Origin of the sequence: Nocardioides sp. NBC_00850, assembly GCF_045207335.1 — a bacterium.
GTDB lineage: Bacteria > Actinomycetota > Actinomycetes > Propionibacteriales > Nocardioidaceae > Nocardioides.
The window spans coordinates 5,519,953-5,540,834 of the sequence record NZ_CP108845.1 but is presented as its reverse complement, the minus strand read 5'-3'; the positions used below and the strand labels follow the sequence as shown (position 1 = coordinate 5,540,834).

Sequence of the window (20,882 nt, the reverse complement as noted above, 5' to 3'; positions counted from 1 at the left end):
ACAGTATTGCATGTACGCTGCCGCCATGACGACAGCCAATGCCGACGCGCGCCCAGGCATCGAGGTCCCCGACCATCGGGGCCGCATCGGTCTCGACCGCGCCGGGCGGGAGCTGACCCGCAACCCCGACGTCGTGGTCCGAAACGTCGAGCTGACCTCACAGGGGTGGCACGTGCTCAGGCGCACCACGTTCGACTACCGCCGACGGGACGGGCGCTGGGAGACGCAGCAGCGCGAGACGTACGACCGTGGGAACGGCGCCGTGCTCCTTCCCTACGACGTCGAGCGCGGCACGGTCCTGCTGACGCGGCAGTTCAGATATCCGGTCTACGTCAACGACCATCCCGACGGGCTCCTCATCGAGGCGGCCGCGGGGCTGCTGGATGCCGATGACCCGGTCACCGCCATCCGCCGGGAGAGCGCCGAGGAGCTCGGCATCAGTCTCGACCACGTCGACCACGTCTTCGACGCCTACATGAGCCCCGGGTCGGTGACCGAGCGGCTCCACTTCTTCGCGGCGGCCTACTCGCCGGCGAGCCGCACCGGAGACGGGGGAGGAGTCGCCGAGGAGGGCGAGGACATCGAGGTGCTCGAGCTCGACTTCACCGAGGCGCTCGCGATGACGCGGGACGGCCGGATCATCGACGGCAAGACGGTCATGCTCCTGCAGTGGGCCGCCCTCGACGGACCCTTCGCCCGAGTCAGGAGTCGGCAGGCTTGCGGGTGAAGGTCAGGTGGGTGACGCCGCTGGGCGTCGATACCGCCTCGATGTCGTAGTCGTTCTCGGTGCCCTCCAGCCCGTCCCAGACACGTACGCCACGACCGAGGACGATCGGGACCTGGACCAGGTGCATCAGGTCGACGAGCCCAGCAGCGACGAAGTCGCGCACCACGGTCGCGCCGCCCCCGAGGCGTACGTCCTGACCGTCGGCTGCCTCGAACGCGGCCGCCAGCGCCTCGGCCGGAGGCGCATCCAGGAAGTAGAAGGTCGTGCCACCCTCCATCTCCACGGGCGGACGCGGCCGATGGGTGAGGATGAAGGTCGGCGAGTGGAACGGCGGGTTGGGGCCCCACCAGCCCTTCCACTCGGGGTCGTCCTGCCATCCCGGCGGACCGAACTTGTTCGCACCCATGATCTCGGCGCCGATGCCCTGGCTGTGCCGCTGTGCGAACGCGTCGTCCGCGCCCGCGCCGCCGGACGAGTCCCAGTAGCGGGTGGCGAACATCCATTCGTGAAGGCGCTCGCCGGCATGCCCGAACGGAGCCTCGGCCGACTGCGGCTCCCCGGTGGCGAAGCCGTCGAGCGAGATCGAAAGATTGTGGACTCTGGTGAGTGGCATGGGTTCCTCCGTGAACCATGACGTCGAGGTCAGCTCGCCGTCTTGTCGAGCGTACTGCTCGAGGATCAGCCGCGGAGGTGATCGAACAGGATCTCCATGGATGCCTCGAGGTGCCCGATGTCGCCCGTCGAGCGCAGCACCAGCACGCCGCCCTGGATCCCGGCGATCATCGCGGCCGCGCAGCGCACCGGGTCGATACCGGCGCGGATCAGGCCGGAGGCCTGCATGGTGCGGATCCCGCGCTCGACCTCGGCCTGCCACCGCCCGATGAGGGCCGAGATGACCTCGGGTGCGCCGGGCGTCTCCGCGAGCTGGCTCATCAGCGATCCCAGCGGACACTGCTGTCCCTGGGCCCGGTAGCGGGCGAGGACGGTCTCGCGCCATCGCTCCCAGTCCGCCCAGGTGTCGAGAGCCGAGAGGTAGGGCTGCTGGTCCTCGATCACCTGGTCGGCCTCGTAGCGGGCGACCTCGAGGAACAGCTCCTCCTTCCCGCCGGGGAAGTAGTGGAAGATCTGGCTGTTGCTCGTTCGGGTGACGGCTCTGATGTCCTCGAGCGTGATGCCGCCGGGATCCTGGGTGCGCAGGTGGGCGGCCGTGCCCTCGATGATCTGTGCGCGTCTCCGCATGCCTTTCGGCGTCAGCCCCATGCCGCTCCCGCTCGTCGAAAAACTGGACTTGTGAGTCCATTTTACGCTCTCTACCGTCGCAGACATGACACACAGATTCTCTGGGAAGACGGCTCTCGTCACCGGCTCGACCAGCAACATCGGACGCTCGATCGCTCAGCGTCTCGCCGCCGAGGGCGCGCACGTGATCGTGTCCGGCCGCAACGAACAGCGAGGAGCGGCGGTCGTCGAGGCGATCCGTACGAACGGTGGCCGCGCCGACTTCGTCGTCGCGGATCTCGACGGCAGTCCCGAAGCGAGCCTTGCCCTCGCCGAGCAGGCCCTCGCCACGCTCGGTGGGCGGCTCGACGTCCTCGTCAACAACGCCGGGATCTTCCCGGCGGCCAACACCCTCACGGCCGACGCCACGATGTTCGACCAGGTGTACGGCGTCAACGTGAAGGCGCCGTTCTTCCTGACCCAGGCGCTCGCGCCGCAGATGACGGCGGCCGGTGGAGGCGTCATCATCAACCTCGGCAGCTGGGTCGCGCGGCTGAGTCTTCCGCTCGGTGCCCTGTACGCCTCGACGAAGGCGGCCATGGAGACCCTCACGCGCGCCTGGTCCGCGGAGTTCGCCGACAGCGGGATCAGGGTCAACGCAGTCTCGCCCGGTGTCATCCGTGACCCCGCGCTGGAGGGACCCTGGGCCGCCGACGGACTCATGGCCGGCACCCCGGCGGGCGGCTCGGGCGGTCCGGACGCGATCGCCGCGGCCGTTGCGTACCTCGCCTCCGATGAGGCCGAGTTCGTCCACGGCGCCGTGCTGGACGTCGACGGCGGACGGACGGGCGTGGCGGTCGTCGCGGCCTGAGCGTCCGGTCCGGTGTGGCGCCGTGATGGAATTCAGGGGCGCGGCGCCACCACGGAGCGCGGCGTGGCTCGGAGGGTGAGGATGACCGGTTCGTTCTGGTGGGACCTGGCGATCGGCATCGTCGCGGCCCTGTTGCTCACCTGGTTGTGCCTCATCGTCGCGCTGCTCGTCGTCCGCCCGCGCGGTGACCTGCTGCGCGAGGCGCTGCGGATCCTGCCCGATGTGGTGCGGCTGCTGCGCCGGCTCGCGGCTGACAGGTCGATGCCTCGCGGCGTACGGATCAGGCTCGGGCTGCTGATGGTCTACCTCGCGCTGCCGATCGATCTGGTGCCCGACTTCATCCCGGTGCTGGGCTACGCCGACGACGCGATCATCGTCGCCGCCGTCCTGCGTGGTGTCGTACGCCGCGCAGGGATCGACGCGGTTCGAGCCCAGTGGCCGGGCACCGAGGACGGCTTCGCCGCGCTGGTGCTGATCGCCGGACTCGATCGGAAATAGCGCGGACGGCGTCGTCCTTGACTCTGTTCCAGGAACAGGGTTTGGGATCTACACGCTTTTTTACACATACGAAACAGGTCGTATCGTATTGTTTTGGGCATGGCATCTGACGAGAAGCTCGGCCGGCCCACGGATGAGGACCTCACGCGTCGCATCCTGGAGGCGGCGGGACGTCTGCTCGGCGAGAATGGCTACGCCGGGCTGAGCGTGGAGAAGGTCGCCAAGGCCGTCGGTTGCGGCAAGACCGCGATCTACCGGCGCTATGCCGACAAGGGTGCGTTGGTCGCTGCTGTGCTTCGGTCACGGGTGGAGCTCGGGGCGACACCCGACAGTGGCGACGTACGCGCCGACCTTCTCGAGCACGCTCGTCAGAACCAGCGAAACCAGGAGCTCTCTCCCGAACGGGTGCACGGCATGCGGGCGATGTTCGAGCCCGATGTCTTCCCCGCCCTGTGGGAGGGGTTCTTCAAGCACCGCCGCGAGCAGGGGATCGAGATCATCGACCGGGCCATCGCCCGAGGTGAGCTCCCTGCCGATGTCCACCACGACATCATTCTCGACACGATCGCCGGACTCACCCTCTATCGGCAGTCGGTCAAGCGCATCCACATCGACGAGCGCCACTACGTCGACATCATCGACGCCCTCGTCACCCGACCGCCGCGCCGCTAGCCGGTGCCGACGAACAGGCCAACCATGTCCTCTGACGCCCCCACCACCCAGTCCACGCCGAAGATCAGCGCTCGCGCCATCGTCGGCTTCCTCGTCTTCTGCGAGCTCGCCAGCGGCTTCGTCCAAGGTTTCTACGCCCCGCTGCTCGGCGAGATCGCCGACCATCTCCGGGTCTCGGACTCGGACATCACCTGGTTCCTCACCGTGCAGACGCTCGCCGCCGCCGTCTGCGTACCTCTGCTCTCGAAGCTCGGCGACATCTTCGGGCATCGCCGGATGCTGCGCATCGGCGTCGTCTCCGTGCTCGTCGGCACGGTCGTCACGGCGTTCCTGCCCGGCTATCCGCTCGTGCTCGCCGCGCGCATCCTCGTCGGGCCGCTCGCTGTGTGGCTGCCGCTGGAGATCGCGCTGGTGCACAACCGGATCAAGGGCGACACCGCGCGCACCTCGATCGGCCTGCTCGTCTCCTGCCTCACCGGCGGCGCGATCCTGGGCACGATCTCGGCCGGCGTCTTCTCCGCGCTGCTGCCGAGCCTGACCATGACGCTGCTGGTGCCGGTGCTGTTCGTGCTGGTCAGCGTGTACGCGGTCTTCGTCAAGGTGCCCGAGTCCACGACCCGCACCCGGACCAGGATCGACGTGCTCGGGTTCGTCGGCATCGGCCTCGCGATGGTCGTGCTGCTCTTCGGGCTGCGACTGGCCTCCAGCGAGGGGTTCGCCTCCGTCACGACCATCGGCACTCTCGCCGTCGCCCTGGTGATCTTCGCGCTCTGGGTCGTATGGGAGCTGCGCGCGGAGGCACCGGCGATCGACGTACGCCTCATCGTCTCCGGGCGGATGGGGCCGGTCTACCTCACCGCGTTCCTCTTCGGCATGGTCATGTTCGGTGCGCAGTCGCCGTCGACGACGTTCCTGACCGCCGACCCGGCCGAGACCGGCTACGGGTTCGCCGCCACGGCGGGCACGGCATCCGCGGTCACGGCCGTGGTGACGATCCTGGCCACTGTCGGCGCCGCCGTCTTCGCGCCGATCGCCCGCCGGGTCGGCATCCGCGCGGTCCTGGTCACCGGGGCTGTCCTGCCGGCCTGCGGGTTCCTCGTTCAGATCGCGTTCCACTCCGAGCTGTGGCAGATCTTCCTCGTCTCCGCGGTCAACGGCATCGGGATGGGGCTGCTCCTCGGAGCCCTTCCCGCCCTGGTCGCCGAGCTCGCGCCCAGCGACCAGACGGGCATCGCGGCCGGCGTCTACAACTCGCTGCGCACGCTCGGCGGATCGGCCGCCGGGGCCGTGTTCGCCGTCGTGCTCGCCGCCTTCACCGCATCGGGCTCACTGAGCTCCTCGATCGGCGGGTACGTCTCGGTCTGGAGCGTCTGCGCCGCCGCCTTCGTCCTCTCCGCCCTCGCGCTCGCCTTCATGCGGATGCCGCGCGAGAGCGCTGCCGCTGCCGATCCTGTCATCACCCCAGCTCCCACCACCGTCACCCCGGAAGGCTGATCCATGACCATCCCCGACTTCGTCGCCGACGCCGAAGCCCTCCTGCCCGACCTCGTCGCCCTCCGCCGGGCGATCCACGCCGACCCGGAACTGGGCCTCGACGTGCCGCGTACGCAGCAGAAGGTGCTCGCCGCCCTGGCGGACCTGCCGCTCGAGATCACCACGGGCACCGCGACGACCTCGGTCGTGGCGGTGCTGCGTGGGGGGCTTCCCGGACCCACGGTGCTGCTGCGTGGTGACATGGACGCGCTGCCCATCGAGGAGGCGACCGGGCTCGACTTCGCCTCGAGCAACGGCACGATGCACGCGTGCGGCCACGACCTGCACACCGCCGGCCTCGTCGGCGCGGCCAAGCTCCTCTCGGCCCGCCGTGACGAGCTGCACGGCTCGGTGATCTTCATGTTCCAGCCCGGCGAGGAGGGCCACGGCGGGGCCAAGGTCATGCTCGAGGAGGGCCTGCTCGATGTCGCGGGGGAGCGGCCGGTCGCTGCGTACGCGATCCACGTCGGCCCCGGTCCGCGCGGACTCTTCGCCACCCGGCCCGGCGCGATGGCGGCCGGCTCGAACCACCTCTCCGTCACCGTCAAGGGCCGTGGCGGCCACGGTTCTCAGCCGCACCAGACCCTCGATCCGGTGCCCGCCGCCGCCGAGATGGTGCTCGCTCTGCAGAGCTTCGTGACCAGGCGTTTCGACGCGTTCGACCCGGTCGTGCTCTCGGTGACCCGCCTGTCCACGGGCGACGGCGCGATCAACGTCATCCCCGAGACGGTCGAGTTCGCCGCGACCGTACGCAACATGTCACCCGCCTCGCTCGCGATCCTCCAGGAGGGTCTGCCGCGGGTGGTCGAGGGGGTCGCCTCTGCTCACGGGCTGACGGCCGAGGTGCAGTTCGACGTGATGTATCCCGTCACCGTCAACGCGGATGCCGAGACCGCCGACACGGTCGACGTGCTCCGCAGCGTCTTCGGCGAGCAGCGCGTCATGATCATGCCGACGCCGATGATGGGCTCGGAGGACTTCTCCTTCGTCCTCGACGAGGTCCCCGGCACCTTCGTCGGCATGCTCACCTCGCCCGCCGACACCGATCTCGCCACCGTGGAGTGGAACCACTCCCCGCGCGTGGTCTTCGACGACGCCCTGCTCGGAGATCAGGCAGCCGCCCTCGCCGCGATCGCCTTCGCCCGTACGTCACCGTGAGCCTCGGTCGCGGGGTGAGCCCGGGCCGTACGCTGGACGGGTGGCCGAGCGTATCGAGCGGGAGAACGTGGTCGCGTTCCGGCTGGCGTCGCACCATCTCGACGTCCGGGTCGGCGAGAGGGATCTGCTGACGGCCGCCGGGCAGTGCGGCATCCAGAACACTCCACCAGGGTCGGCGCTGCTGGCGTTCCACGCTCGGGTCGAGGGCGTCTCGGCCGCCGGGGTCGCCGGGGTGGTGGAGGACAGGAGCATGCTGCTGACGTGGAGCATGCGGGGTGCCCCGTACTACGTCCCCACCGCCGAGGCCGAGGTCTACACGACAGGGGTGCTTCCGGAGACCGAGGAGGCGCGGAGGCACTTCGTACTGGGCGTCGAGCAGGCCGTCGACCGGCTCGGGCTGAATCTCACGGAGATGGTCGAGATGGTCACGGCGGCCACGTGCGACGTCCTGCCGGGACGGCAGCTCGCGATCGACGAGCTCGGAGCCGAGGTGGCCGTACGCATCGCGCTCGAGCTGACGGCCCAGCAGCGCCGGGTCTGGATCGAGGAGGGGCCCTACGCCGCAGGCCAGCCCATCGGCGAGGCGGTGGTGCACTTCTGCGTCCGCCTGCTCGCACTGCAGCGGACCGTCTGCTTCGCGCCGCGCACCGGGAACAGGGCCCCGTTCGTCCTGACCGAGGAATGGCTCGGGCGTCCCGTCGCGGAGGCGGATCCCGTGGCGTGCCGCCGTGAGCTGCTCCGGCGCTACCTACGCTGCTACGGCCCGTCGACCCGAAGCGATTTCGCGACGTGGCTCGGTGTGCGGGCCGGTGATGTCGATCCGTGGTGGAGCAATCTCGAGGATGAGCTCGTCGAGGTGGACTTCGGTGGCCGGGCCTGGGCCCTCGCTGGAGACCTCGACGCACTTCGAACGGCAACGATGCCCACCGGCGTGCGGCTGCTTCCGCCCCGGGATGCCTACACCCAGCTGCGCGATCGAGAGACCATCGTGGACAAGGCCCATCACCGGGACATCTGGAGGACCGTCGGCGACCCCGGGACGATGCTCGCCGACGGCGAGATCGTCGGCACCTGGCGCGCACGCAAGAGCGGGCGGAAGCTGCGCGTCGAGCTCGAGGCGTTCGAGGCTCTGAGCAGGCGTCATCGGGAGGCCCTCGTTTCAGAGGCGGAGAGCATCGCGCCGCTGCGGGATACGTCGTCGGTGTCGCTCGACGTCACCACCGACTGACCGCGATGGTGCTGGAATAGGGCGATGTCGTCTGCTCCCCGGGTCATCGTCTGCGGCCCCGCGTCCTGGAACCATCTGATCGAGCTCGACCGGCTGCCCGAGCCGGTGCCGCACATGCAGTTCGCGCGGCGCGCGTGGCACACGGTCGGCGGCACCTCCGCCGGCAAGGCGCTGCATCTGGCCGGGCTCGGCATCGACGTACGTCTGTGGGCGGCTGTCGGCGACGACGAGGACGGTGCGCGGCTGCGGGCGCGGCTCGAGCGGGCGGGCGTCGTCGTGGAGGCGATCGCGAGCGAGCAGACCGAACGGCACGTCAACCTGATGGCCGAGGGCGGCGGCCGGGTCTCGTTGTACGTCTCGACCCCCTCGACCCCGTCCGCCGACGCGGTCGAGGCGGCGGTGAGCGCGGTTGCCGCCGCGGACCTCGCGGTGATCGACCTGAGCGAGCTCGGCCGGCTGGTGCTCGAGGCGATGCCCGCCCGACGGGCGCCGCTGTGGATGGACCTGCACGACTACGACGGCGCCTCGGCGTTCCACGAGCCCTTCCTGCGCGCCGCCGAAGGCGTGTTCATGAACGACGACGGCACCGATGACCCCTGGAAGCTGATGGCCTCGTGCCTCGACCGCGGTCCCCGCCTCGCGGTGTGCACCCTCGGAGCCAAGGGCGCGATCGCGCTCGAGGCCGACGGGACCCGCCACGAGGTCGCCGCGGTGCCGGCCAACGTCGTCGACACGAACGGCGCCGGGGACGCGTTCATGGCCGGCTTCCTGGCCGCGAGGCTGCGTACGGAACCGGTCGAAGGCGCGCTCCGCGCCGCCGCCGAGCAGGCCCGGGTCGCCATCGAGACCGAGCACCTCCACCCGGCACTCGGCTGACCACTCCGGACGTGCCGGCACCCTCGGGACGAGGAACGACCTTGCCCGGCTCAGAACGGGTAGCGCGCCGGCTCACCCCGCATGGTGATCCACCGGGTCTCGGTGAATGCCTCGACGTTCGCCAGGGCGCCGCCGAAACGGGACCCGGTGCCGGACGCGCGGACGCCACCGAACGGAGCGTTGGCCTCGTCGTTGACGGTCTGGTCGTTGATGTGGACGATGCCGGTCGGGATCTGCTCCGCGACCGCGAGGCCGCGCATGACGTCCTTGGTGACGATGCCCAGGGACAGGCCGTATTCACTGGCCCCCGCGAGCTCGATCGCGTCCTCGACGGACCCGACCTTGGCCACCGATGCGACGGGGCCGAAGACCTCTTCCGCGTAGGCCGGCGCGGTGAGTGGGACGTCCGCCAGGACGGTGGGCCGGTAGAAGAGATCCTCGTACGTGCCGCCGGCGGCGATGATGGCGCCGGCATCCGCCGACGCAGTGACCAGGCCGTGGATCTTGTCGCGCTGGCCGGCGTCGATGACGGGGCCGAGAGCGACTTCGTCTGTGGCGGGATCGCCGACCGATAGCTGGCTGGCCTTCTCGGCGAGGGCCTCGACGAAGTCGTCGTAGATGCTGGCAGCGACCAGGTGTCGGCCGGTCGTCATGCAGATCTGGCCCTGGTGGAAGAACGAGCCCCACGCTGCCAGGTTGACGGCGTCCTCGACGTCGGCGTCGTCGAGGACCAGCAGCGCGGAGTTGCCGCCGAGTTCGAGGTGGGCACGCTTGAGGTGCCGGCCGGCCAGCTCACCGATGCGGCGGCCGACCGCGGTGGAGCCGGTGAACGAGATGACTCGGACGTGGGGATCCGTGACCAGGGCTTCGCCTACGTCAGCGCCGCCGGGCAGCATCTGGAGCACCCCCGGGGGCAGGCCCGCCTCCTCGAAGATGCGGGCCATCAGCGTGCCGCCGGTCACGGCGGTGCGCGGGTCCGGCTTGAGGATGACGGCGTTGCCGAGGGCGAGGGCAGGGGCGACCGAGCGGATGCCGAGGATGATCGGCACGTTGAAGGGGGCGATGACGGTGACCACCCCGGCGGGCATGCGGCGTGCCATCGACAGACGCGGCTGTTCGGACGGGATGACCTCGCCGATCGGACGGCTCGGGAGGCTGGCAGCCTCGTAGCACTCCTCGGCCGCGACGTGGAGTGCGAACCCGGCCATACCGGGCACGGCGCCGACCTCACGGACGTTCCACCCGGTGATCTCCTCGGCATGCCGCTGCCACAGGTCGCCGGCACGACGCAGGACGGCGGCGCGTTCCGGGTGCGGAAGCGCGGCCCACTTGAGCTGGGCGTCGGCGGCCGCTGCGGCGGCATCCGCCACGTCGGACGCGGTGGCCAGACCCATCCTGCCCAGCTCGGCGCCGGTCGCGGGTTCGACGACCGCGTAGTCGCCGCCTCGCCCGGGTTGCCAGGCGCCGGCCTTGAGGATGTTTCCGGACCAGTCGACGGAGTCGAGAACGGACATGGTGTGCTCCTGGATGTCGGGTGGCTAGTTGTTGGGATGCGCAGGCACGGTCAGCAGAGCCAGCATGGCGATCACCGCCGCGCCGGCGAAGGCGTAGAAGCCCCACGGATAGGCGATGCCGGCGGTGAGGAGTGCGCCGCCGAGGAACGGCCCGACGATGGCGCCGACCCGGCCGATGCCGGCCGACATGCCGAGCGCCGTGCCGCGGATCCGGGCGGGGTAGAGGTGGCTGACGAACGCGTAGACCAGCACCTGCGCGCTGAAGACGAAGATGCCGGCGGCCAGCACCGCTGCGTAGACCAAGAAGCTGCTCTCCATCTTGATCGACAGCAGGGCCAGCATCAGAGCGGCAACGCCGAACCAGGTCACCACCGTCGGCTTGTTCCCCTTGGCGTCGGAGATCAGGCCCGCCAGGACGAGTCCGATCACTGCGCCGACGTTCAGGGTGAGGAGCAGGCCGAGCCCGGCGTCGAGAGAGTAGCCCGCCTCGCCCATGATCGTCGGCAGCCAGGTGTTGAGGCCGTAGACCAGCAGCAGTCCACAGAACGACGCCGCCCACAGGCCCAGGCTGACCCACAGCAGGCGGCCGCGAACGACCTCGGAGGGACGTACCTTCTCGGCCTCGACGGTCTCCAGGTAGGCCTGCGACTCCGGGAGCTTCGCCCACATCACCGGGACCGTCAGCAGGCCCGCGATGCCGCCGATCACGAACATCGCCTCCCAGCCCAGGTTCGGGATCACCCACAGGGCCAGCAGAGCGGTGAGTACGGCTCCCACGTGGTAGCCGGTCATCATCCGCGTCATGGCCGTGCCCGAACGTCCCTGGCGGGCGTGTTCGCTCATGAACGCCAGGGCCGTCGGCAGGCAGGCGCCGAGGCCCAGACCTGCGAGGAAGCGCAGCACGATGAACACCGTGGCGTTCGGAGCGAAGGCGACGGCCAGGGTGAGCAGCGAGAACAGCGCGATGCTGCTGATCAGGGTCCGGCGACGGCCGAACCGGTCGGCGAGCGGGCCGATGGCGACGGCACCGATGCCGACCCCGATCAGGCCGACGGTGGCGGCCGTGGTCAGTGACGCTCCGGTGAACCCGAGCGCGCCGGTCCCCGCCAGGGTGGGGATGACCGCTCCAAGAACGACGAGGTCATAGCCATCGAGGGCGACAGCGAGCCAGCAGAGGACGACCGGCCAGAGGCTCCGGGTATCGCCACTGACGGTGGACGATGTGGTTGCGGACACATTCATGGGACGAACTTAAGAGCAGTCACCCCTGTGAGCATCGACACAGCTTCCATTCAGCGGAAGTCTCGCCAAATTTTTTCAGAGCCGAAGTTCTTCAGAGCCGCCGCCCGATCGACTGAGCGGCGACGCGGAGTGCGCCGTACAACCTCTGTTCGCTGCCCTTGAGTGTGGGCACTACCAGGCCCAGGGAGGCGATCACCTCGTCGCGGCAGTGGATCGGGACGGCGATCGAGCAGGCGCCGAGGCTCATCTCCTCGCGGGTGGTGGCGTAGCCCTTGTCGAGCACCTGCCGCAGCTGTCTGCGGAGGACGCCCGGCTGGGTGATCGTGTAGGGGGTGACCCGGGTGAGAGCGCCCAGCACCGTGTCCTGGACCTCGTCCGGAGCATGGGCGAGGAGGACCTTGCCGACCCCGGTGGTGTGCAGCGGCAGGCGTCCGCCGACCTTGCTCACGACGGGGACGGACTGGTTGCCGCGCAGCCGGTCGAGGTAGACCACCTCGAATCCCTCACGTACGGCGAGATGCACGGTGGCCAGGGTGGCGCCGTAGAGGTCGTGCAGGAACGGTTCGGCGACCTGACGCAACCCGGTCTCGGCAGGGGCCAGGTGGCCGATGTCCCAGATCTTCCGGCCGATGACGTAGTCGCCGGAAGGCAGACGCTCCAGCGCACCCCACCGGAAGAGCTCGCCCAGGAGCCGATGGGTCGTGGCGAGGGGAAGGTCCGCGCGGGCAGCGATGTCGCTGAGCGACAACGACCGGTGCTGCTCGTCGAAAGCGCTCAGGATCGCAAGTGCCCGGCTGGTCACGCTCGTGCCAGTCTGTCGGGTGTTCCCTGCCATTGCTGCGGAGATTACTACCTCAGCCGCCGAACGCGGGGTGGAGCGGCTTGCCGGACCCCTTGGACCGGGTGGACGCGGAGGCCTCGATCGGGTCGAAGGTCCACAGCGCGTACGCCCCCGGGCCGACGTGCAGCGTCGAGTTGCCGATCGTCTCGGTGTGCGGCTCCTCGGCCGCCTCGTTGAGGGCGAGGATGATGTGGCGTACGCCTGCCTCCTCGGCCGGGACCGGGAGCAGGCGGATCGTGGTCATGCCGTCGAAGGCGAGGACGCCGCCGTCCTTGAGGACCCGGATGGTGATCCCGGCGGCGCGCCACAGCGGCACCATCTTCTCGATGTCGGCGGCGGTCGTGGCGATCTGGATGCCGATGACGTCGCGCAGCTGGTGGTCGAGATAGCGGTCACGGTTGTAGCGGTCGCGGCTGACGTCGCCCTCGTAGGCGGCGGGCGGGAAGGAGAGCCGGGGGTCGTCGAGGAACTCGTCGCGATACTCCATCGCCCAGGAGAAGAAGGTGTCGTAGGTCGAGGTCGTGTAGGTGACGTCGAACCACGGGATCGGGTTGCCGTCACCCAGGTCGGTCACCTGGGTGAACTCGACCGGGTCGGCGACGAGGTCGCGCAGGTTGTCCGTTGCGGTAGCAAGGTCGCCGTCCTTGTCCGCCGATACGGCGAGCCCGGTGTCACCGGCGACCGCGTCGGGGGCGTCGCCGGGCCCGAAGAACTCCAGGTAGGTCTCCTTGCCGAGCAGGTAGCGACCCGTCCAGGTCGAGGTCCCGTCGTTGCCGGTGTTGATCCGGCGGTCGGCGAACTCGCCGAGGTAGTCGGAGTGCTCGATCGCGTCGGCCGTCTCCCGGTCGACCATCGCCCAGGCGTGGTTGAAGGCCAGGAGCGGGTCCGGACGCCCCTCCTCAGCGTGGGCAGCCTCCGTGGCGTGGGCGGGAGTCGCCAAGGCCCCCGAGGTGATGGCGAGTGAGGCGAGCGCGGCCGCGATGAGGCCCGAGAGTGGAGTCCGCATGCGTCCCAGTCTCGGTGACCGAGGCGCTCCTGTCTTCGGAATTCGGCGGCTGGCGGCCGGTTGCCGGCGTTCGCGTCGGGCCGGTCAGGCGCCGTGGGAGGCGGTCGCCATGGTGGCGCCGAGGCCGATCATGAGGACGCCGCCACCGGCGCCGAGACTGTCGAGACGCTTGGGCTTGCGGGCGAACCAGGCCTTGGCCCGGCTGGCCGCGAGGACCCATCCGGAGTCGCAGGTGAACGCCATCGCCGAGAAGATCGCGCCGAGCAGGAGGATCTGGGGCACCGCCGGGGCGGAGGTGTTGATGAACTGGGGCAGGAAGGCCAGGTGGAAGACGATCGTCTTCGGGTTGGTCGCCCCGACGATCATCCCGGTGCGGATCGCGCCCCACGCGGTCGTCCGGGCGACGTCCTCGCCGTGGAGGGCGGCCCGGGCGTCGGCACGGTGGCGGATCGCCTGGATGCCGAGATAGACGACGTACGCAGCACCGACCAGCTTCACGACGGTGAAAGCCGTCGCGGAGGCAGCCACCAGCGCGCCGAGGCCGACGGCGACCGCCAGGACCTGGCCGAACTGACCCAGCGCGTTGCCGCCGACGGCGAGCACCGCCTCGCGGCGGCCCGCGGTCAGGGCCCGGCCGAGGGCGAAGAGCACGCTCGGGCCGGGGATCAGGATGAAGATGACGGACGCGAGCGCGAAGGCGGCGAACTGGCTCAGGGTGGGCACGTCGATCATTCTGCGGCAGGGTCGTGGTGGCGTACGAATGATTTCTGCTGGGCGAGACGCGGCGGGGATCTGCCCTAACCGGCATCGATCTCGGCCAGGGAGGTGGCGACCTTTCTGAGCTCAGCGAGGGCACAGGCGATCTCGGGCTGGCGCGAGGTGCCGCTGCGTACGCTGGTCCGGACGTGCCGCACGGGGCTCGCCTCACCGCGCAGCGGGATCCGGACCAGGCCGGCGGCGTTCGGGATCCGGGCGAGGCGGGGGACCAGGGCGACACCGAAGCCGGCGCTGACCAGGGCGGCGCCGGTGTCCCACTCGACGACCTCGTGGGCGTGCTCGGGGGTGAACCCGGCCGCGGCGCAGGCGGAGGTCACCAGCTGGTGGTACGGGCGGCCGGGATGCTCCATGATCCAGTGCTCCTCGGCGGCGTCGGCGAGCCTGACCCGGGACCGGGAGGCGAGCGGGCTGTCGGCGTTGACCAGCAGGTCGAGCGCGTCCTCCATCAGCCGCTCTTGCTCGAACCGCGGGTCGGCGGTCGGCGGCAGCTCCGACATGTTGACCACCACGGCGACGTCGACCTGGTCGGCCAGCAGCATGTCGAAGCAGACCTCAGGATCGGCCTCGATGATCTTGATCGTGGACTGCGGGAACTCCCGGGCGACCGCCACCGCGGCGGGCGGCAGGAGCGCCGAGGCGGCGGTGGAGAAGCCGGCCATCCGTAGGTAGCCACGGGAGGTGCCAGAGGCCTGCTGTACGTCGGCGCGGATCTCCTCCCACTGCGTGAACAGGTCGTGGCTGCGCTCGAGCAGGGTGAGCGCAGCACCGGTGAGGCGTACGCCGCGACCCTCCGGCACCAGCAGCTCAGCGCCCACGTCGCGGGCCAGCGTGCGCAGCTGGTGGGAGATGGCCGAGGGGGTATAGCCGAGATCGGCTGCGGCGGCCGAGACGGTGCCGCGCTCGGCGAGCACCCTCAGCACGTGGAGCCGCTGGTCGATCATGCTTCGATTGTGCAATGGAATCGCACGGTAAATAGCGGAAACGTGTGCTTTTCTTGAACAGTGCCGAAGCGCCACGCTGGTCCTGTGTCCCCCAGCGCCGATCCCCTCCTGGCGAGCTTCCAGCTCCGGAGCCTCACGCTGCGCAACCGCGTGGTGAGCACCTCCCACGAGCCCGCCTACACCGAGGACGGGATGCCGAAGGACCGCTACCGGTTCTACCACCTGGAGAAGGCGCGCGGCGGGGCCGGGCTCACCATGATCGGCGGCTCCGCGGTGGTCTCGCCCGACAGCCCGCCGGCCTTCGGCAACATGCTGCTCTACCGCGACGAGGTCGTGCCCTGGCTGCGGCGGCTCGCCGACGATGTCCACGAAGAAGGCGCCGCGGTGATGTGCCAGATCACCCACCTCGGCCGCCGCACCAGCAACTTCGCCGGTGACTGGCTGCCGCTCGTCTACCCCTCCCGGCTGCGCGAGCCGCAGCACCGGTCGTTCCCGAAGGTCGCCGAGGCGTGGGACGTCGACCGGATCGTGCGGCACTACGCCGAGGCGGCTTCGCGCTGCCAGGCGGCGGGCCTGGACGGGATCGAGATCGAGTCCTACGGCCATCTCTTCGACGCCTGGGTCTCGCCCGCCACCAACCTCCGCGACGACGAGTTCGGGGGCGACCCGGAGGCCCGGCTCGCCTTTCCTCTGCGGGTGCTCGGCGCGATCCGGGCCGCCGTCGGACCCGACTTCATCGTCGGGGTCAGGATGGCGATGGACGAGGACCTGCCTTCCGGCCTGGGCCTGGACGACACCGAGCAGGTGATGCGCCGCTACGTCGGCGCCGGCGTCGACTTCCTCTCCGTCATCAAGGGAGGTCTCGACACCGACGCCCGCCTCGCCACGGTGATCCCGTCGATGGGCACGCCCTCGGCCCCGTTCCTCGACTTCGTCGGCGAGGTACGCCGCCGGGTGGATGTCCCGGTCATGCACGCCGCCCGGATCAGCGACGTCGCCACCGCGCGCTATGCGCTCCGCGAAGGGCTGCTCGACCTGGTCGGGATGACCCGTCCCCAGCTCGCCGACCCGCACTTGGTCGCCAAGGTCGCGCGCGGCGAGGAGGACCGGATCCGGCCGTGCGTGGGGGCGAGCTACTGCCTGGACGCGATCTACGAGTCCGGGGACGCCAAGTGCATCCACAACCCGGCGACCGGGCGTGAGCAGTCGCTGCCCCACCTCACGCCGCCGGCCCCTCGAAGCCGCCGGGCCGTGGTCGTCGGCGCCGGCCCCGCCGGTCTCGAGGCCGCTCGCGTCCTGGGCGAGCGCGGTCACGCCGTGACCGTCCTGGAGGCCGCGGACCGGCCCGGTGGTCAGCTCCTGCTGGCCTCCTCGACCAGCCACCGCCGCGACCTGATCGGCATCGTCGACTGGCGCGTCGCCGAGGCGAAGCACAGCGGCGTCGACTTCCGGCTCGGCACCTACGCCGACGCCGACCTCGTCCGGAGCCTCGACCCGGATGTCGTGGTCGTCGCCACCGGCGGGGTGCCCGACCGCTCGTGCGTCCCGGTGGGCGGGGAGCTGGTCAACGACACCTGGGACGTGCTCGACGGGACCCTGACCCCCGGCAAGGGCACCGTCCTCGTCTACGACGACAACGGCGCCGAGCCCGCGCTCGACGCCGCCGAGCACCTGGCAACGCTGGGTGCTCAGGTCGAGCTGGTCACCCCGGAGCGTACGGTCGGCATCTCCGTCGGCTCGATGAACAGCCCGGCCTATCTCGGGGTCTTCGCCGCGCACGACGTGACCCTGACCGTGGCCCGGAAGCTGGTCGCGGTGCGCCGGGCTCCGGCCGGCTCCGAGCACCGGCTGATCGCCACTCTGACCAGCGAATACGCAGCAGGTGCCGAGGCCGAGAGACACGTCGACCATGTCGTGGTCGAGCACGGGACCACCCCCAACGACGAGCTCTACCACGACCTCGTCCTCGGCTCGATCAACCTCGGTGAGGTCGACCAGGCGGCGCTGCTGACCGGCGCGCCGCAGACGGTGTCCCGCAATGCGGCGGGCAGCTACCAGCTGTTCCGGATCGGCGACGCGGTCGCCAGCCGGAACGTCCATGCCGCGGTCTACGACGCGCTGCGGCTGTGCCTGACGATCTGACCCCCCACTGAACCTTTCTGAATCTGCCTGGGAGCGATGGATGACAGACCAACTCGTCGGCGAACCATTCGCCGGCCGACGTACCAGAATCCTCGACCACCTCGACCGCAGGACCCCCGGCCACTCGCTGCCGGGTGCTCTCTACACCGACCCCGACGTCTTCGCGAGCGAGGTCGACCTGCTCTGGCGACGCCGCTCGCTCTTCGTCGGCACCGTCGCCGAGGTGCCCGAGCCCGGTGACTACTTCTCGTTCGATGTCGCCGGCTCCTCGGTCCTGGTGATCCGTGACGACGACGAGCAGGTACGCGCCTTCCACAACGTCTGCCGCCACCGCGGCTCCCGGCTGGTCGCGCCGGGACACGGCAGCGTCGGCAACCTGGTGTGCGGCTACCACAGCTGGACGTACGCCACCGACGGCTCTCTCCGCTATGCGCCCCAGCTCTCGCCGGCCATCGACACCGCCTGTCTCGGCCTGCGCCCGGTCGCGCTGCGCGAGGTCGGCGGGCTGCTCTACTGCTCGCTTGCCGCCGAGCCCGACGGCGATCTGGACGTGGTCGCCGAGCAGGTCCGTGACTACCTCACTCCGCACCGTCTCGACCGGGCCAAGGTCGCCGCACAGGTCGACCTGGTCGAGGAGGGGAACTGGAAGCTGGTCATGGAGAACAACCGGGAGTGCTACCACTGCGAGGGCGGTCACCCCGAGCTGATCTGCACCTTCTTCCCGACCTGGGGCTTGCGCGAGGACCAGATCCCCGACCGGCTCCGGGCAGACCACGACCGCTATCTCTTCGCCGAGGCCGATCTGGCGCGGCGCTGCGACGCGCTCGGGATGCCGTACGCCCTGATCGAGGAGCTCGCCGATCGCCCGTTCGGCTTCCGGATCCAGCGCGAGCCGCTCGACGGGGCGGGGGAGTCCTTCAGCATCGACGGGTCCCGGCTCGTGGGCCGGCTGCTGGGCGACCTCGACGATCCGCAGCTCGGGCGCTGCACCCTCCACACCCAGCCCAACGCCTGGATCCACCTGCTCGCCGACCATGTGGTGACCTTCTCGGTCACACCGCTCTCGCCCGACCGCACCCTGGTCCGCTCCACCTGGCTCGTCCACGAAGACGCGGTGGAGGGGGTCGACTACGACGTCGAAGCCCTGACCGCGGTGTGGCGGGCCACCAACGAGCAGGACGCCGAGTTCGTACGCAACACCCAGCTCGGGGTCTCCGACCCGGCCTACATCCCGGGCCCCTACAACGAGGCGGAGCGGCAGGTCGACGACTTCGTGCGCTGGTACGACGCCCAGATCCGATCGGAAGCGCAGAGAGGTGGAGCCGATGACTGAGCCATGGCCCGTCGAGGTGGCGCCGCTGCCGGTGCCGGCGCAGCTCTACGCGGTCCCGTCGCCGCTGGGGGCCGGGATCCTGCCCGAGGAGAGGCCGTTCGAGGGTGAGCTGCGGTGCCGGCGGGTGCGCCGGGTGACCCACGACGTGGTCGAGGTGACCCTCGAGCCGACCGGAGGGGAGAGCTTCGCCTTCGCCCCCGGGCAGTACCTGACCCTTCGGGCGTCGATCGACGGTCAGCCGGTCGAGCGGTGCTACACGATCTCCTCGCCGCCGACCCGCCCGCACCTGATCACCATCACCGTCAAGCGGGTGCCCGACGGGCCGATGTCCGGCTGGCTCCACGATCGGCTGGCCGTCGGCGACCGGCTGTGGGCGAGCGGGCCGATGGGCGGGTTCTCGGTGCGGGAGCATCCCTCCTCGTCCTACCTGCTCCTCTCCGGCGGCAGCGGGATCACCCCGACCCTCGCGACGCTGCGCACGCTCGCCGACCTCGCCGAGACCACCGACGTGGTCGTCGTCCACCACGCGCGTACGCCGGCCGACCTGATCGAACGCCCCGAGCTCGAGGCCCTGGCTGCCGCCCATGACGGAGTACGCATCGTCTGGGTCGTCGACCAGCCCGATGCCTCCTGGACCGGGCCGACCGGGATGATGAGCGCCGAACAGCTCGCCGAGCTGGTCCCTGACCTGCGTGGACGTGAGGTCTTCTGCTGCGGTCCGTCCGGCTACATGGGTGCGGCGCGGACCGCCTTCGAGGCGCTGGGCGGAGAGTCCGCGCGCTGGCACGAGGAGAGCTTCGTCCTCAGCGACCCGCCTGACGCCGAGGCGACCGCCACTGCGGCCGGGGCTGCGTACCGGATCCGGCTGCAGCGCAGCGGCCGCGACCTCGAGTGTGCCCCGGACGAGACCGTCCTGGACGCCGTGAAGGCGGCCGGCGTACGCCTGCCGTCATCGTGCGTGCAGGGCATGTGCGGCACGTGCAAGTCGACCCTCGTCTCCGGCGAGGTCGACATGAACCATGCCGGTGGGATCCGGCCGCGCGAGGTGGCCGCCGGAAAGTTCCTGCCCTGCTGTTCGAAACCGCTCGGCGACCTCGTCATCGACATCTGAGGCGACGCCGGTGGGGGCGGTCCTTGGGTCAGCGCCCTGCCCGGATCTGCTCGACGAGGATGTCGCCGTGCCCGGCGTGGCGGGCGAGCTCCTGGATCATGTGCGCGTAGATGAACCGCAGCGACACCGGGTTTCCGTGCCATTCGAACTCATCGTCCAGCTCGTGTCCGGCGGCGATCTCGCGGGAGCGCTCGCAGGCCGCGCGGTGGGCCGCCCGGACGGACTCGACCGTGTCCTCGGGGTCCAGCATGAAGCTCTCGTCGACCGTGTCGGGCAGCCCGATCTCCTTGCGCGGCACGCCCGCGACCCTGGCGTGGAACCACACCTTCTCCACGAAGGTCGCATGCTTGACCAGCGCCAACGGCGTGGTCAGCGACGGGACCAGCCTCCTTCGCGCCTCCTCGTCGTCGAGGTCCTCGAGGATGGCATTGATCTCGTCCCGCTGGGTGTCGACCATTCCTTCGAGAAGCGCGCGCTCGTCCGCCTGTCCGATCTTCATGCGGGCAGGCTAGCGGCCGGCCCCAGACGGGCGGATCCCGGCGGTCAGCAGCGCTCCAGGACGTACGCCTCGGCCTGACGGCGATCCCAGCCGCGTGACTCGTCGAGCCCGCGAACGAGCATCGAGACGTACGCAGCCGACGGCTGGGTGTGCGGAACGGCGTCGAAGCCGTGCGGTGCGGTGAAGGTGAGCATCGGGAGGCCGTCGCGGCGACCGACCTCGATCAGGGTCTCGTAGTGCCCCGGGCCGGCCTCGTGGCGGCCTTTCTCGAGCCCGTCGATGACGACCTTCTCGATCGGGTCGCCGGGGGTGGGCAGCCGGTCCATCTCCTGGGCGGCGATGTCGGCGAACTGCTCGGCAGTCATCCGGAAAGCCCGGGCAGCGGTCCACGACCCGGCCGCGTCGTGGTCGTAGAACGCCACCCCACCGGTCCACGTCCTCGACTCACCCGCGAAGTAGAGCCGTCCGGGGAGGTCGACCGCGACGTCGTCGACCGGCATCTCCGGCGTACGTGCGCCGACGTACGACCGCCGCGCGCCCTCCGGTTGACCACCGAGCAGGTAGGCGCCGAGACGGTCGCGGCACATGTTGGATCCATAGCTGACGTACCAGACCTCAGAACTCATCGCGGCGCAGCCTAGCGAGGTGACGAAGGCCACCCGCAGCGAACCCGGCTTCGACGCGTTAGCGTCGGA

At 70.3% G+C, this 20,882-nt stretch carries 21 protein-coding genes; 11 read left to right on the top strand and 10 right to left on the bottom strand.

Annotated elements, in window-relative coordinates; translation table 11 throughout:
* Window positions 1-25: 25 nt before the first annotated feature.
* Window positions 26-727, top strand: a complete 702-nt coding sequence (locus OH802_RS26860) for an NUDIX domain-containing protein (RefSeq protein ID WP_406023429.1) — start codon at window positions 26-28, stop codon at window positions 725-727.
* Here OH802_RS26860 and OH802_RS26855 read toward each other — a convergent pair.
* Both OH802_RS26855 and OH802_RS26850 read right to left on the bottom strand, forming a co-directional pair.
* Window positions 702-1,340 carry a dihydrofolate reductase family protein gene (locus OH802_RS26855; RefSeq protein ID WP_406023428.1) on the bottom strand — a complete coding sequence of 213 codons (639 nt, stop codon included), beginning with the start codon at window positions 1,338-1,340 and terminating at the stop codon, window positions 702-704. The two genes, OH802_RS26860 and OH802_RS26855, sit on opposite strands and share 26 nt — an antisense overlap.
* Before the next feature lie 65 nt (window positions 1,341-1,405).
* On the bottom strand, window positions 1,406-1,966 hold the full coding sequence (locus tag OH802_RS26850; RefSeq protein WP_406023427.1) for a TetR/AcrR family transcriptional regulator: 561 nt from the start codon (window positions 1,964-1,966) through the stop codon (window positions 1,406-1,408).
* An 85-nt stretch (window positions 1,967-2,051) separates the two neighbouring features.
* Here OH802_RS26850 and OH802_RS26845 point away from each other — a divergent pair, with 85 nt between their 5' ends.
* The 7 genes from OH802_RS26845 (at window position 2,052) to OH802_RS26815 (ending at window position 8,781) form a co-directional block, all read left to right on the top strand.
* Window positions 2,052-2,816: an SDR family NAD(P)-dependent oxidoreductase gene (locus tag OH802_RS26845; RefSeq protein WP_406023426.1), complete on the top strand. Its 765-nt coding sequence runs from the start codon at window positions 2,052-2,054 to the stop codon at window positions 2,814-2,816.
* 81 nt (window positions 2,817-2,897) lie between these two features.
* On the top strand, window positions 2,898-3,314 hold the full coding sequence (locus OH802_RS26840; RefSeq protein ID WP_406023425.1) for a YkvA family protein: 417 nt from the start codon (window positions 2,898-2,900) through the stop codon (window positions 3,312-3,314).
* Between the two features lie 99 nt (window positions 3,315-3,413).
* Entirely contained in the window at window positions 3,414-3,986 is a 573-nt protein-coding gene (locus OH802_RS26835; protein ID WP_406023424.1) for a TetR/AcrR family transcriptional regulator, read from the top strand.
* Between the two features lie 24 nt (window positions 3,987-4,010).
* On the top strand, window positions 4,011-5,480 hold the full coding sequence (locus OH802_RS26830; RefSeq protein WP_406023423.1) for an MFS transporter: 1,470 nt from the start codon (window positions 4,011-4,013) through the stop codon (window positions 5,478-5,480).
* A 3-nt stretch (window positions 5,481-5,483) separates the two neighbouring features.
* Window positions 5,484-6,677 (top strand): M20 family metallopeptidase, encoded by a 1,194-nt coding sequence (locus OH802_RS26825; RefSeq protein WP_406023422.1) that lies wholly within the window; start codon window positions 5,484-5,486, stop codon window positions 6,675-6,677.
* A gap of 40 nt (window positions 6,678-6,717) precedes the next feature.
* Entirely contained in the window at window positions 6,718-7,905 is a 1,188-nt protein-coding gene (locus OH802_RS26820) for a winged helix DNA-binding domain-containing protein (protein WP_406023421.1), read from the top strand.
* A 24-nt stretch (window positions 7,906-7,929) separates the two neighbouring features.
* A complete protein-coding gene (locus tag OH802_RS26815) occupies window positions 7,930-8,781 on the top strand; it encodes a carbohydrate kinase family protein (RefSeq protein WP_406023420.1) in 852 nt (283 codons plus the stop codon).
* Window positions 8,782-8,831: 50 nt separating this feature from the next.
* Here the strand turns inward: OH802_RS26815 and OH802_RS26810 are convergent, their stop codons facing one another.
* From OH802_RS26810 to OH802_RS26785, 6 genes are all read right to left on the bottom strand, one after another.
* The gene (locus OH802_RS26810) at window positions 8,832-10,295 is read right to left on the bottom strand and encodes an aldehyde dehydrogenase family protein (RefSeq protein WP_406023419.1); all 1,464 of its coding nucleotides are present in this window, start codon (window positions 10,293-10,295) and stop codon (window positions 8,832-8,834) included.
* Between the two features lie 24 nt (window positions 10,296-10,319).
* Window positions 10,320-11,537: an MFS transporter gene (locus OH802_RS26805; protein WP_406023418.1), complete on the bottom strand. Its 1,218-nt coding sequence runs from the start codon at window positions 11,535-11,537 to the stop codon at window positions 10,320-10,322.
* 91 nt (window positions 11,538-11,628) lie between these two features.
* Window positions 11,629-12,339 carry an IclR family transcriptional regulator gene (locus tag OH802_RS26800; RefSeq protein WP_406023417.1) on the bottom strand — a complete coding sequence of 237 codons (711 nt, stop codon included), beginning with the start codon at window positions 12,337-12,339 and terminating at the stop codon, window positions 11,629-11,631.
* Window positions 12,340-12,391: 52 nt separating this feature from the next.
* A complete protein-coding gene (locus tag OH802_RS26795; RefSeq protein WP_406023416.1) occupies window positions 12,392-13,384 on the bottom strand; it encodes a DUF5829 family protein in 993 nt (330 codons plus the stop codon).
* 84 nt (window positions 13,385-13,468) lie between these two features.
* Window positions 13,469-14,116, bottom strand: a complete 648-nt coding sequence (locus OH802_RS26790; protein ID WP_406023415.1) for a LysE family translocator — start codon at window positions 14,114-14,116, stop codon at window positions 13,469-13,471.
* A gap of 65 nt (window positions 14,117-14,181) precedes the next feature.
* Window positions 14,182-15,102, bottom strand: coding sequence for a LysR family transcriptional regulator (locus OH802_RS26785; RefSeq protein ID WP_406023414.1), 921 nt, complete (start codon window positions 15,100-15,102; stop codon window positions 14,182-14,184).
* Between the two features lie 84 nt (window positions 15,103-15,186).
* On the opposite strand from OH802_RS26785, the gene OH802_RS26780 reads away from it, so the two are divergent.
* The 3 genes from OH802_RS26780 to OH802_RS26770 are packed head-to-tail and all read left to right on the top strand — an operon-like array spanning window position 15,187 to window position 19,688.
* Window positions 15,187-17,244: an FAD-dependent oxidoreductase gene (locus OH802_RS26780; protein ID WP_406023413.1), complete on the top strand. Its 2,058-nt coding sequence runs from the start codon at window positions 15,187-15,189 to the stop codon at window positions 17,242-17,244.
* Between the two features lie 40 nt (window positions 17,245-17,284).
* Complete coding sequence (locus OH802_RS26775) at window positions 17,285-18,577, top strand: aromatic ring-hydroxylating dioxygenase subunit alpha (RefSeq protein ID WP_406023412.1); 1,293 nt, start codon at window positions 17,285-17,287, stop codon at window positions 18,575-18,577.
* Window positions 18,570-19,688, top strand: coding sequence for a 2Fe-2S iron-sulfur cluster-binding protein (locus OH802_RS26770; protein WP_406023411.1), 1,119 nt, complete (start codon window positions 18,570-18,572; stop codon window positions 19,686-19,688). The genes OH802_RS26775 and OH802_RS26770 overlap by 8 nt, the downstream gene beginning before the upstream one ends.
* A gap of 28 nt (window positions 19,689-19,716) precedes the next feature.
* Here the strand turns inward: OH802_RS26770 and OH802_RS26765 are convergent, their stop codons facing one another.
* On the bottom strand, window positions 19,717-20,187 hold the full coding sequence (locus OH802_RS26765) for a DinB family protein (protein WP_406023410.1): 471 nt from the start codon (window positions 20,185-20,187) through the stop codon (window positions 19,717-19,719).
* A gap of 44 nt (window positions 20,188-20,231) precedes the next feature.
* Window positions 20,232-20,813 (bottom strand): histone deacetylase, encoded by a 582-nt coding sequence (locus OH802_RS26760; RefSeq protein ID WP_406023409.1) that lies wholly within the window; start codon window positions 20,811-20,813, stop codon window positions 20,232-20,234.
* Between the last annotated feature and the right edge of the window lie 69 nt (window positions 20,814-20,882).